The sequence below is a fragment of the Magnetospirillum sp. genome (assembly GCA_027532905.1).
Classification (GTDB): Bacteria; Pseudomonadota; Alphaproteobacteria; order CACIAM-22H2; family CACIAM-22H2; genus Tagaea.
This window is the reverse complement of sequence record JAPZUA010000004.1, coordinates 111075-124590: the sequence shown is the minus strand read 5'-3', so window position 1 is coordinate 124590 and position 13516 is coordinate 111075. Positions and strand designations below refer to the sequence as shown.

The window sequence follows — 13516 nt, the reverse complement described above, 5'->3', positions numbered from 1 at the left end:
CCAACGCTATGTCGCCGATGACGCTGATTCTGCCCGCAATCGCCTATCTCGTCCTGTCCGCGGCCTTGGGTTTGACGCTGGGTCCTGCTTTGGGCTTGGCGGCGTTCGGTGCTGCTGCCGGCGTGCACGGCCTGTGGCTTGCCGCGCGCGCGACCGAAACCGCCGAAGACGGCAAGCGCGCCCTGGCCCAAATCCGCCGCGAGCTTGGGGCCGCACGCGAAGAAGCGCGCGGCATTCTCGAGGCGATCGAAGACGCGGCACGCACGCGCCCCGATCTCGGACACGTGATGACGGAAGTGCGCGTGCTGCAGGGCCTCGTCGAGCAGCTGTCGGGCCAGCCGCTGCCGAAGCAAGGCCTGCCGATCTCCTCGCCGTCCTTCGCCGATGCGCAAGTGCTCGACATCGTGCGCGACGCGCTGCGCGAAAACCGCGTCGAACTCTATGTCCAGCCCATTGTCGATTTGCCGCAGCGTCGCCGCCGCCATTTTGAATGTTTCTCGCGCATGCGCGCCCCCGACGGCACGCTGATCGGCCCCGACCGCTATCTGCCGTTGGCCGAGAGTGCGGGCCTCGTTTCGGCGATCGACAACATGCTGCTGTTCCGCTGCGTGCAGCTCGTGCGCCGCATGCAGGGGACGAGCACCGATGTGGGCGTGTTCGTGAACATCTCCGAACACACCTTGGCCGATACGCGCTTTTTCTCGGAGTTCGTGAACTTCATGGCGCAGAACGCCGAACTCGCGCACAATCTGGTGTTCGAACTTGCCGAGAGCCACACGCGACGCTTGACCGAGATGCAATGGGCCGAGCTCGACCGCCTGGGTAGCATCGGTTTCCGCTTCTCGATGGACCAAGTCACCGACATCGACGTCGAATCCTACACGCTCGCCAAGCGCAATTTCCGCTTCGTCAAAATCGAAGCGCGCAAGCTGCTCGATTTCGCCAACAGCGCGCGCGGCTCAGCCTTTGCGCGCATTCGTGCGGCGATGATGGACGCCAAGCTCGCCCTGATCGTCGAAAAGATCGAAGCCGAACCGCTGCTGGTCGAGGTCCTCGATCTCGAGGTTGATTACGGCCAAGGCTTCCTGTTCGGCGAGCCGCGCCCGCTCAAGGAAGCCAAGTGACAAAAGCACTCAACGGAATCGGCGCGATTGCGCCGCACTACGACGTGTTTATGTTCGACATGTGGGGCTGCCTGCACGACGGCATTCGCGCGTTCCCGGGCGTGGCCGATCTGCTCGCCCAATTGCGCCAACGGGGCAAACGCTGCGTCGTGATCTCGAACGCGCCGCGCCTCGTAGCGTCGTTGCGTTTGCAGATGCCTGGCTTCGGCCTCGATCCCAACGCGTTCGACGGCATCGTCACGTCCGGCGAAGATGCGTGGCAGGCCTTGGTTGCCGACACGCACAAGCTCGGGCGCCGCTTTTTGCATGTGGGTTCGGCTCTCAATCTCGGCGATCCCGCAGCAATCGGCCTCGAAATCGTCGCCGACATCGACGACGCCGATTTCATTCTGGCGACCGGGCCTGCCGGCGATGGCACGCTCGATATGCATTCGTTCGGCGACATGCTGGCCAAAGCGCGCAAGCGCGATCTCGCCTTGCTGTGCGCGAACCCGGATCTCGAAGTGTTGCGCGGCGAACAGCGTTTTTTGTGCGCGGGCACGCTCGCACAAGCCTATGAGGCGATCGGCGGACGCACGATCTATCACGGCAAGCCGCACGCGGGCGTCTACCAGCGGGCACTCGGGTTCGCAGGCGACGTCGCCCCGTCGCGCGTGCTCGCACTCGGCGACGCGATGCGCACCGACGTTGCCGGCGCGCGCGCTTTTGGCTTCGACCAAGTCTTCGTCTCGGGCGGCATCCATGCTGAAGGGCTGCAAGCTCCGATTGGAAACTTGCCGACTTCCGAGGCGATGTTGGCCCTCGCGCAGAGCTTCGGTTTCGCGCCGACTTACATGCTGGCCGAGCTGCGCTGGTAGAAAATCCGGTTTCGGTTGCGCAAAAGCGCTGCGAGCGAGTTTTCCCCAGGGGTGTGCATAACGCCTCTTTATCAATCCGAATCAGCTGCCTAGAGCGCATAGTTGCGATTCAAGGACTCGTGCAGCTTTGTGCCCGAAGCAGGGCCAAGTTACAGTTCTATCAAGGGAGTAGCCGATGGCCGAGTTTGCACGCCCCACGATCGCGGATTGGGAAAAACTGGCGCGCGCCGAGCTCAAAGGTGCGGGCCCCGACACGCTTGCCTGGACCACGCCCGAAGGCATTGTCGTCAAACCGCTTTATACGAAAGACGACCTCGCGGGGCTGGCCCATCTGGACGGCATGCCCGGGATCGCACCTTATGTGCGCGGGCCCCGCGCCACGATGTATGCGAACCGCCCCTGGACGATCCGCCAGTACGCCGGCTTCTCGACGGCCGAGGAATCGAATGCATTTTACCGCAAGGCGCTCGCCGGCGGCCAAGCGGGTCTGTCGGTCGCGTTCGATCTTGCCACGCATCGCGGCTACGACAGCGACCATCCGCGCGTGACCGGCGACGTCGGCAAGGCCGGTGTCGCGATCGACTCGGTCGAAGACATGAAGATCCTGTTCGACGGCATCCCGCTCGACAAAATGTCAGTGTCGATGACGATGAACGGGGCGGTGCTGCCCGTGCTCGCGGCCTTCGTCGTCGCGGGCGAAGAGCAGGGCGTGTCCGCCGACAAATTGTCGGGCACCATCCAGAACGACATTCTCAAAGAATTCATGGTGCGCAATACCTACATCTATCCGCCCGCGCCTAGCATGCGCATCGTGGCAGACATCATCGCGCACACCGCGCGCCACATGCCGAAATTCAATTCGATCTCGATCAGCGGCTACCATATGCAGGAAGCAGGTGCCACCTGCGTGCAGGAGCTCGCTTTCACGCTCGCCGACGGTCTCGAATATGTGCGTGCGGCCCTGTCGCAAGGGCTCGATATTGATGCGTTTGCGCCGCGCCTGTCGTTCTTCTTCGCGATCGGCATGAACTTCTTCATGGAGATCGCCAAGCTGCGCGCGGCCCGCCTGCTGTGGGCCGAAATGGTGCAGCCTTTCGGCCCCAAAAAGGCCGACAGCCTCGCATTGCGCACACATTGCCAGACGTCCGGCGTGTCGCTGACCGAGCAGGATCCTTACAACAACGTGGTTCGCACCGCGTTCGAGGCGATGGCGGCGGCCCTTGGCGGCACGCAGTCGCTGCACACCAATTCGTTCGACGAAGCGCTGGCCCTGCCCACGCCGTTCTCCTCGCGCATCGCGCGCAACACCCAGCTCATCCTCCAGGAAGAGACCGGTGTTGCCAATGTCGTCGATCCGCTCGCAGGCAGCTATTATCTCGAGCATCTGACCGCGTCGATGGCGGAAGAAGCGCGCAAATTGATCGGCGAGGTCGAAGCACTCGGCGGCATGACCAAGGCCGTCGAAAGCGGCATGCCGAAGCTGCGGATCGAAGAAGCCGCCGCGCGTCGCCAGGCGCGTATCGACCGCGGCGAAGAGGTCGTGGTCGGCGTCAACAAATACAAGCTCGCCGAACAGGAGCCGATCGAGATCCGCGACATCGACAATACGGCCGTGCGCGAATCCCAGATCGCTCGCCTCAATGCCGTGCGCGCCAAGCGCGACTCGGCGGCCGTCGAAAAGTCGCTGGCGGCCTTGGCGGATGCCGCCAAGACCGGAACCGGCAATCTCTTGGCGCTGGCGATCGACGCCATGCGCGCGCGCGCGACTGTCGGCGAAGTCTCCGATGCGCTCGAGAAAGTCTATACGCGCCATCGCGCCACGATCCGTTCGGTCACCGGCATCTACGGCTCGGCCTACGAGGGCGATGCAGGGTTTGCGCGCATCAAAGATGACGTCGCAGACTTTGCCAAAGCCGAAGGGCGCCGGCCGCGCATGTTGGTCGTGAAACTCGGTCAGGACGGCCACGATCGCGGTGCGAAAGTCATCGCCACGGCCTTTGCCGATATCGGCTTCGACGTCGATGTGGGCCCGCTGTTCCAAACGCCCGAAGAGGCCGCCCGCCAAGCGATCGAAAACGACGTGCATGTCGTCGGCGTGTCTTCGCAGGCGGCGGGCCACAAGACGCTTGTGCCGGCACTTATCGAAGCCCTCAAGGCCGCGCGCGCTGAAGACATTATCGTAGTGTGCGGCGGCGTGATCCCGCCGCAGGACTACCAAGCCCTTCTCGATGCCGGTGTGGCCGCAATCTACGGACCCGGCACCAACATTCCCCATGCTGCGGCAGAGGTCATCGGCCTCGTGCGGCGGCGCAAGAAAGCGGCGTAATTCGACATGAGCGACGACACACAAGGCGGCACACCGGGCAACGGTCCGCGCCGTTTGCGCAGCCTCGAAGCCCCGACGGCCGAAGCCGTTCGCCCGGCCAACGATCTGGGCGCTCCCGTTTACGAACCGTTGCCGCCGGCCGGCAAGCGTAGCTTCGCGGCCGCGACGGCGATCAGTGCGGCGTGGCTCGGGCTCGTCGCGTGGTACGCGCTGTCCCAGGTGGGGCTGGGTGCGTTCGAAGTCATGCTGCCGCATGAACTCGGCGCGTTCTTCGGCGGGGCTGCGATGCCGCTCCTCGTACTTTGGTTTGCGGTTTCGTATCTGGCGCGCGGGCGCGATCTTCTGCGCCATTCGCGCGCCCTCGAAGTGCGTTTGGCCGAGCTTGCCTATCCGGCCGAGCGTGCCGAAGCCAAGCTGCGCACGATCGGCGATAGTTTGCGCGAACAAGCGCTGGCCCTTGCCGATGCCTCGGACCAAGCCACACGCCGCTTGATGGAAGCGCGCCAGGGCCTGTCCTCGCAGGCGGGCGAACTCACGACCGTTTCGGACCAGGCGGCGATGCGCGCCATGCAGGTGATGGCGGGTTTGCGCCGCCATGCCGACGGGCTCGAGCGCGTGACGGCGTTGCTCACGAGCCGCGTGCAGATCGTGGAATCGGCCGTGCGCGAACAAGCTGATGCGTTGGCGGGCGCTTCCGACCGCGCCTTGTCGCAGTCGCGCGAAATCAACGCGACTTTGCGCGAGCAAATCGAAACCTTAGCCGCGACCAACGAGCGCACCTCGGCCAATGCCGGTGCCATCCGCGAATCCTTGCGCGAGCAGTCGCAGGATCTGGCCGAGACGACCGAGCGCGCACGTGCTCGGGCGAGCGAAATCCGCGCCGTGCTTGCCGACCAGGGCAGTGCGCTTACCGACGCGACGGAAGCCGCCCTCGCGCGCGCGCGCGAAGTGGGCGAATTGCTGCGCCGCCAGTCCGACGCGTTCGGCGATGCCGCCGAAATGGCCGAAGGCCGGGCGAGCACCGCCTCTGTCGAAATGGGCGCCGCGCGTCGTTCGGCCGAAGCCGCCAGCGACCATTTGGCCGATGCCGCCGAAAAACTCGTCGCGATCGCGCGCGAGCTTGCCAAGCAAAGCGACTCTGCCCAGAACTCGCTGCGCGCGCAGACCGCCACCTTGGCCGAAGCGGCAGGCGATGCGCAGTCGCGCGTCGACACGGCCGGCGAAACCATCCGCGCGCGCACCACGGAAGTGGCGAGTGCGGCAATCCGCATGAACGAGGTCGCAACGAACCTCGCGGCCGAAACGCGCAACATGCAGGCGGCGATCGAGCGCATGACCGTGCGCACCGAAGCCACGAGCGAGTCCGTGCGTCGCCAGGGCCACGAGCTTGCGACGGCCGCCGACCAGGCGGTTGCGCGCGTGCGTGCAGCGGGCGAAACTTTCCAGTCGCAATCGCGCGAGCTTACCGATGCGGCGGCCCAAGCGCTTGCGCGTATGGGCGGGGCAAGTGCGGGCTTCACGGAATCCGCGCGCGATATGGCGCAGCGCCTGCAGGATGCCGAAGCAAAGGCGGCGGCCATCGGCCAGGACATCCGCCGCCATGGCGGCGAATTCATCGAGGCCGTGGATGCGGCCGGGCGCAGTGCTGCCGAAACCGGTGCCAAGCTTGCCCGCGAAACCGAGACGATTCTGCGCGCGGCTGGGGCATTGTCGGCCGAAGCGCTGGCGACCGAAGCCGCCTTGCAGGCCGAAACGCGCCAGGTCGCCGAGGCGGCGATGCGCGCCAAGGCAAGCGTGGATTCCGCCAGCATTGCGCTCAAGACGCGGACCGAAGATCTCGACGCGGCTGCCCGCCGCACGGCCGAATCGCAAGTCGCCCTCGATGGGCTTGCGATGCGCGCGCAAGAGTCGCTCGACCGCGTGGCCGCACGCGTCGATGCCTCGGGCGAGGTTGCCCGCCGCCGCGCGGAAGAGCTGCTCGTTGCGGCCGAACAGGCCGCCCAGCGCGTGCGCGCGACGGGCGACGGCGTGCGCGTGCAGACGCAAGACCTCACGCATTCGGCCGAACTCGCACTCGCGCGCGCCGAAGAACTCGGCGCCACGCTCAAGCGCCGTGCCGAGGAGATCGACGGCACGTCGGAACGCACGACCCAGCGCCTCGACCAATTGGCCGACCATGTGCGCGACCAGACGCAGGTGCTGGCCGAAGCGGCCGGCGACGCCGCGCAGAAGCTCACGCTCTCGGGCGAGCAGGTGCGACTCAAGACTGAAGCGATCGACGCTACAGCCGATGCCGCAATGGCGCGGCTGGGGGATGCGGGCGCCACGATCGAACGGCGCACGAAGGAGCTCGACGCGGCTGCCCAGCTTGCGGCCCAGAAGCTCGACGACAGTGCCGAGCGTCTGCGCGCGCGCGCGCTCGAAGGTGAAGCCAACGTCGCTTCCGCAACCCAGCGCCTCGACACGAGTGCGCAAGCCCTCGTCCAGGATTCGCGCGAAGTTGCCGTCGCCCTCGACCGCACGTCGGCGCGCATCGAGGCGACCGGCGAGGTCGTGCGGCGCGAAGCTTCCCAGCTTGAATTGGGTGCAGAGCAGGCGGCCGCACGCGTGCGCGCCACCGGCGAAAATTTCCGCACCGAGGCGCAAAGCATGGTGCGCGCCGCCGAGGCCGGCATGGCCGAGGCCGACGCCTATGCCGAAACGCTCAAGCACCGCGCCGAAGACGTCGCCGCGACGGCCGCGCGTACGGGCGAACGGCTCGAAGCGCTGCATGGCGATCTGCGCGCACAAGCAGGCACGCTGGGCGAAACGGCCGATGCCGTCGCAACCCAGCTCGACCGTGCGGGCGAAACATTGCGCCTCAAGACCGTCGCGATCGAAGCGACGGGCGATGCCGCGCGCAACCGCATCGGCGAAGTAGCCGAAGACGTGGCGCGCAATGCCAAGGATCTCGACGCGACCGCGCACCAGGCCGCGGCACGCCTTCGCGATGCGGCCGACCAGCTGCGCGCCCGTGCCCAAGAGGCCGACGCGAATGTCGCCGCTGCGGCCCAGCGCCTCGATCTCACAGCAAGCCTGCTCGCCAAGGACGCGGGCGAAGTTGCCCAAGCGGTCGACAATGCGGCTGCGCGCATGGAAGCAAGCGGCGACGTGGCGCGGCGCGAGAACGACCAGCTTGTGCTGGCGGCCGACCAGTCGGCGACGCGCATCCGCGCCACGAGCGAAGCTTTCCGCACCGAGACGCACGGATTGGTGCGCGCGGCCGAAACCGGCATCGCGCAAGCCCATCTCTACGACGAAACGCTGAAGCGCAGCGCCGACGAGCTCGGCTCGCTTGCAGCGCGCACGGGCGAACAGCTCGACACGCTGCATGCCGCTCTCAAGAACCAGACCGTCGAATTGGGCGACGTTGCGGCCGAAAAGGCGGGCGTTCTCGAGCAGGCGACCGAATCGCTGCGTGCGGGCACGGCCGCACTGGGCGTTGAGGCGGACCGCACGCGCGGCAGCGTGGACGCGGCACGCGACGAGATCGCGCGCAGCGCCAAAGATCTCGACGCAACCGCGCACCAAGCATTGCTGCGCCTGCGCGACGCGGCCGACCAGTTGCGCCAGCGCACGGCCGAAGCCGAAGCCAACGTGGCTTCCGCCACGCAGCGTCTCGATGCGACCGCCGTTGCCCTGTCGCGCGACGCGGGCGAAACGAGTGCGGCCGTCGACCGCGCCAGTGCGCGCATGGCCGCCAGCGGCGACGTGGCGCGGCGCGAGAACGAGCAGCTGGTGCTTGCCGCCGACCAATCGGCCGCGCGCGTGCGCCATGCGGGCGAGACATTCCGCAGCGAAACGCAGGCCCTGGTGCACGCGGCAGAAACCGGCCTCGAGCGCGCAAGCTTGCTCGAGACCGCGATCGCCCAGCGCGCGCTCGAAACCAATGCCGCCGCCGACCGCGCGCTTGCGCGTCTCGACGAAGCGGGCGACGCGCTGCGCAAGCGCGGTCTCGACGTCGAAGAGACGGCCGGAACGTCGGTCGCTGCGATCGGGACGGCCGGCAATGCACTGCGCCGCGAGACCGAAGCGCTGCAGGCTGCGGCTTCCGTATCGAGTGCGCGCATCGACGAAACGGCAGCGCTGTTGGGCCAGCGCTCGACCGAACTCGCATCGATCGCAACACAAGCCGGCCAGCGCCTCAAGGAATCGTCCGAAAGTCTGCGCGCGCGCACGGCAGAGCTCGAAGGGGCTGCCGACCGTTCGGCAACGCGCGTGGGTACTATCGACGCCGGCTTGCGCGACCAAACTTTGCTGCTGCTCAAAACGATGGAGCAGGTCTCGGGCCGCGCCAATGACGTGGGTGCCGTGCTCGAAAGCCAAGTTGCGGCCGTCTCGCGCGCATCCGACGATGCGATGGCGCGCTTGCGCGCCTCGTCCGATCTGTTCCGCGACCGTGCAGGCGAAATGCAGACGCTGTCGCAAGCCACGACCGAAAAGGTCGCGGCGACGGGGGCCGAGGCCGAACGCCGCCTGCATGCGCTGGCGACGCAGGCGGTCGAAGCGGTCGGACGTCTCGAAGAAGGCGGCGAGACCTTCCGCAACCGCCTCAACGACATGAACCGCGCTGCTGCCGGCGTGGGCGGGCTCATGGCCGAGGCGAGCGAGAATTTCCGCCGCCATACGGGCGATCTGCAGATCGCGGTCGATCAGGCGACGGCGCGCGTGGCGCAAGTGGGCCAGGCTCTGCGCGAGCGCACGGTCGATTTGGGCGGGGCGGCCGATGCCGCCGAAGCGCGCCTGTCGATGGTCGCCGAATTGCTGCGCGGCAACGCAAGCGGCCTTGCCGACACGGCCGACCGTTCGGCGATCAAGCTCGATGCGCTGGGCGAAGCGTTGGTGCGGCGTGCGGCCGAATTGTCGGCGATGTCCGACGGCACGGCAGCGCGCCTCTCGACGGTCGACCAGGCCTTGGGCGAACAGCGCGAAACGCTCGTGCGCACGCTCGAAACGTTGGGTTCGCGCGCAAGCGAGCTTGGCCAGGTGCTGCGCGGCCAGGCCGACCATCTCAACGGCGTGGTCTCGGAAGCGGGCGAGCGCCTGTCGGAAATCGGCGCGCAGTTCGATCTGCAAGCGCGCGAAGCGGCCGACGCCGCGACGGTCGCAAGCCAGCGCATCGGCGAAACTGGCCAGTCGCTGCGCCGCCGCTCGGACGAACTTTCCGCCGCTGCCCAAGAAGGCGGCGTGCGCCTCGAAGCGACGGCCGAAAGCTTCCGCCGCCGGGCCGAAGAGGTCATGGCCGCCGTCGGCCAAGCGGCCGCGCGCATCGCCTCGGTCGGCGAAAGTTTCGCGCGCCAGTCGCGCGATATGGGGCTTGCGATGGATGCGGCCGAGCGGCGCATCGCCGAGGCCGAACGCTTGCTGGCGCTGCAGAGCGAGACGCTCGATGTCGCGGCCGGCAAGGTCACGCGCGAAGCGAGCGAAGCGACCGACGCGTTCCGCCGCCAGGCCGACGATCTGGCTGCCGCTGCTGCTGCCGCCAACGACGCGCAGCGCCAGCTCACCTCCAGCGAGTTCGAAGCCAAGCGCGGCCGCTTCCTGCGCGCTTCGCGCCTCGTCGTCGAAGGGCTGAATTCTCTTTCCATCGATTTGGCCCGTACGCTCGATCCGTCGGTCACCGACCGCGTGCTCAAGGAGTTTCTGGGCGGCGACCGCGGTGTGTTCGTGCGTCGCTTGCTGCGCCTCAACTGGGGCGAAACGGGCCGCCTCGTGCAGAAGCGCTACGGCGACGATGCGGAGTTCCGGCGCTACGTCACCGACTATCTCACGCAGTACGACCGCCTGCTGGCCGACGCGCGCGAGGCCGATCCCGAAAACGTGCTGGTCTCGACCTTCCTGTCGGCGGATGTCGGCAAGCTCTACATGACGCTTGCCTCGATCGTGGGCTGGAAGAAGTAGCTAAAGAGCGCCGTGCAGCTTGGCGAGCGCGTAGGCTGCCAGCGTCGTGCTGTCGTCGATCGTGCCGTTGCGCATCATCGCTTCGAATTCGGCGAGCGTCCATTCGCGATGGACCATGTCGATCTCGGTCTTCTCGCGCTGCGGTTTGCCTTGCGTGAGGTCGCGCGCCACGAACACGTGCAGGCGCTGCGCGACGAAGCCGTTGGCCATCGCGAGCTCGCCGATCTTGTCGAGGGTACCTGCTTCAAGCCCGGTTTCTTCGCGCAGTTCGCCGCGCGCCATGGCCGCCACGTCGGCATCGGGCGCGAACTCCCAGGCCCCTTGCGGGATCTCCCAGCGGCGGCGCGCCTGCGTGTAGCGATATTGCTCGACGAGATGGATGGTGCCGGCGCCGAGGGCAATCAGCCCCACGCCGTCGCTTTTGTCGACCACGCCGTAGATGCCGCGCGAGCCGTCGGCAAACGCGACCTCGTCTTCGCGCACCCGCATCCAGCGGTTGGCGTAGACCTCGCGCGAGCAGAGCGTGCGGATCATCGGCGTGCTTGCGTCAGACGCGCCCGTGGCAGTGCTTGTATTTTTTGCCCGAGCCGCACGGGCACGAAGCGTTGCGGGGTGTCGCACCCCACGTCGCCGGATCGGCGGTATCGACGCGCGCCGCGCGTGCTGCCTTGGTCGGCGAGGGCGGCGTGCCGGCCTCGAAGGCCTGGCCCGTCGGCGGATGCTGTGCCTGCATGCGCGCGGGATCGGGCTCGTTCGGCAGGAAGTCGCCGGTCGGGGGCGCGTCCATGCGGATCTGCACGAAGGCGAGCAGCAGCGTGATGCGCTCGCGCAGGTCGGCGAGCATCGTCTCGAACAGTTCGAAGGCTTCGCGCTTGTATTCGTTGAGCGGATCGCGCTGGCCGTAGGCGCGCAGATTGATGCCCTGGCGCAGATGGTCGAGCGTCAGCAGATGCTCTTTCCAGGCATGGTCGAGTTCCTGCAGCAGCAGGCTCTTTTCGACCTGACGCATGATGTCGGGGCCGATATTGGCGGTCTTCTCGGCCATCTTGCGCTCGACCGCGTCGGAGATGCGCTCGGAGATTTCCTCCTCGGCGATGCCTTCTTCCTTGGCCCAATCCGCGACCGGCAGGTCGAGGCCGAAGATGCGGCGCACTTCCTCGTGCAGCAGGCCCGTGTTCCATTGCTCGTGGTAGGCGTTGGACGGGATGCAGCGCGCCATCAGCGCTTCGAGCGTTTCGCGTCGCATGTCGACGATCTGGTCGGCGACGTCGTCCTGGCGCATGATGTCGCGGCGCTGCTCGTACACGACCTTCCGCTGGTCGTTCATCACGTCGTCGTATTTGAGCAGCTGCTTGCGGATTTCGAAGTTGCGCGCTTCGACCTTCTGCTGCGCCTTCTCGAGCGCCTTGTTGATCCAGCTGTGGACGATCGCTTCGCCTTCCTTGAGGCCGAGCTTCTGCAGCATGCCGTCCATGCGCTCGGAACCGAAAATGCGCATGAGATCGTCGTCGAGCGACAGGAAGAATTTGGAAGCGCCCGGATCGCCCTGGCGGCCGGAGCGGCCGCGCAGCTGGTTGTCGATGCGCCGGCTTTCGTGGCGCTCTGTGCCAACCACGTAGAGCCCGCCCGCCGCAAGCACGGCTTGGCGCGCGGTTTCGATCTCGGCGCGGATTTCGACGATACGCGCCTCGCGCGCCGCGCCTTCGGGCACGTCGCCAAGCTCGAGGCGAATGCGCATGTCGAGATTGCCGCCGAGCTGGATGTCGGTGCCTCGGCCGGCCATGTTCGTTGCGATCGTGACCGCGCCGGGCCGGCCGGCCTGCGCAATGATGGCGGCTTCCTGCTCGTGGTAGCGCGCGTTGAGCACCTGGTGGGGCACGTTTCGCTTCTGCAGTTCGGCGGACAGCGCTTCGGATTTTTCGATGCTGACCGTGCCGACGAGGACCGGCTGGTTGCGCTTGCGCGCTTCGTCGATGAGATCGACGATGGCCGAAGCCTTCTCGCGCGCGGTGCGATACACCTCGTCGTCGGCGTCGATGCGCTTGACCGGCTGGTTGGTCGGGATTTCGACGACTTCGAGCTTGTAGATCTCGCCGAACTCCGAAGCTTCGGTCATCGCCGTACCCGTCATGCCCGACAGTTTCGGGTACATGCGGAAATAGTTCTGGAAGGTGATCGAGGCGAGCGTCTGGTTTTCCTGCTGGACGCGGACACCTTCTTTGGCTTCGAGCGCTTGGTGCAGGCCTTCCGAATAGCGCCGGCCTTCCATCATGCGACCCGTGAACTCGTCGATGATGATGACCTTGTCGTCCTTAACGATGTAATCCACGTCGCGCGCGAAGAGCTTGTGCGCGCGCAGCGCCTGGTTGGCGTGGTGGACAAGGCTCACATTCGCGATGTCGTAGAGCGAGCCGCCTTTGAGCAGACCCGATTCGGTCAGCAGCTGTTCGATCTTCTCCGCACCCGCCTCGGTCAGCGAGACCGCGCGCGCCTTTTCGTCCTTCTCGAAGTCGCCGGGCACAAGGCTCGGCATCAGCTTGTCGACGGCGAGATAGAGCTCGGAGGAATCGTCCGTCGGCCCCGAAATGATAAGCGGCGTGCGCGCTTCGTCGATCAGGATCGAGTCGACTTCGTCGACGATCGCGAAATTGAACGGGCGCTGGCTCATATGGTCGAGCCGGTATTTCATGTTGTCGCGCAGATAGTCGAAGCCGAATTCGTTGTTCGTGCCGTACGTCACGTCGCATGCGTAGTTTTCGCGCCGCTCGACGTCGGTGAGGCCGTGCACGATGGAGCCCACGCGCATGCCCAAAAACCGGTAGACGCGACCCATCCATTCGGCGTCGCGCTTGGCGAGATAGTCGTTGACCGTGACCACGTGCACGCCGGTCCCCGGCAGCGCGTTGAGATAGCCTGCAAGCGTGGCGACAAGGGTTTTGCCTTCGCCGGTCTTCATTTCGGCGATCATGCCCTTGTGCAGCACCATGCCGCCCAGAAGCTGGACGTCGAAATGGCGCTGGCCGAGTACGCGCTTGGCCGCTTCGCGCACGGTGGCGAACGCGTCGACCAGCACGTCGTCGAGCGTTTCGCCCTTGGCCAGGCGCTCGCGCAGCCACGGCGTGCGCGCGGCGAGGGCCGCATCGTCGAGGGCTTGGACTTCCGCTTCCTTGGCGTTGATGGCGGCGACCGTTTTGTACATCCCTTTGAGGATGCGCTCGTTTGACGAGCCGAAAAGCGCGCGGGCGATGGCGCCGAACATGCGGAAAGGT

The 13516-nt window shown here is 66.5% G+C and carries 6 protein-coding genes; 4 read left to right on the top strand and 2 right to left on the bottom strand.

Annotated features, from left to right (window positions below):
- Positions 1-8 precede the first annotated feature (8 nt).
- From O9320_14405 to O9320_14390, 4 genes are all read left to right on the top strand, one after another.
- A complete protein-coding gene (locus O9320_14405) occupies positions 9-1124 on the top strand; it encodes an EAL domain-containing protein (GenBank protein ID MCZ8312033.1) in 1116 nt (371 codons plus the stop codon).
- Complete coding sequence (locus tag O9320_14400) at positions 1121-1981, top strand: TIGR01459 family HAD-type hydrolase (GenBank protein MCZ8312032.1); 861 nt, start codon at positions 1121-1123, stop codon at positions 1979-1981. Before O9320_14405 ends, O9320_14400 begins: the two co-directional genes overlap by 4 nt.
- Positions 1982-2156: 175 nt before the next feature.
- The gene (gene scpA / locus O9320_14395; protein MCZ8312031.1) at positions 2157-4307 is read left to right on the top strand and encodes a methylmalonyl-CoA mutase; all 2151 of its coding nucleotides are present in this window, start codon (positions 2157-2159) and stop codon (positions 4305-4307) included.
- Between the two features lie 6 nt (positions 4308-4313).
- Positions 4314-10247: a hypothetical protein gene (locus O9320_14390; GenBank protein MCZ8312030.1), complete on the top strand. Its 5934-nt coding sequence runs from the start codon at positions 4314-4316 to the stop codon at positions 10245-10247.
- On the opposite strand, the gene O9320_14385 is transcribed toward O9320_14390, so the two are convergent.
- Complete coding sequence (locus tag O9320_14385; GenBank protein MCZ8312029.1) at positions 10248-10781, bottom strand: NUDIX hydrolase; 534 nt, start codon at positions 10779-10781, stop codon at positions 10248-10250. It lies immediately after the preceding gene.
- A 13-nt stretch (positions 10782-10794) separates the two neighbouring features.
- Entirely contained in the window at positions 10795-13506 is a 2712-nt protein-coding gene (secA, locus tag O9320_14380; protein ID MCZ8312028.1) for a preprotein translocase subunit SecA, read from the bottom strand.
- Positions 13507-13516: the final 10 nt, after the last annotated feature.

What these genes read in the sequence shown, in the direction of transcription:
- O9320_14405 (MCZ8312033.1), top strand. Translation starts at nt 9, where the DNA reads ATGTCGCCGATGACGCTGATTCTGCCCGCAATCGCCTATCTCGTCCTG.
- scpA (MCZ8312031.1), top strand. Translation starts at nt 2,157, where the DNA reads ATGGCCGAGTTTGCACGCCCCACGATCGCGGATTGGGAAAAACTGGCG.
- O9320_14390 (MCZ8312030.1), top strand. Translation starts at nt 4,314, where the DNA reads ATGAGCGACGACACACAAGGCGGCACACCGGGCAACGGTCCGCGCCGT.
- O9320_14385 (MCZ8312029.1), bottom strand. Translation starts at nt 10,781, where the DNA reads ATGATCCGCACGCTCTGCTCGCGCGAGGTCTACGCCAACCGCTGGATG.
- secA (MCZ8312028.1), bottom strand. Translation starts at nt 13,506, where the DNA reads ATGTTCGGCGCCATCGCCCGCGCGCTTTTCGGCTCGTCAAACGAGCGC.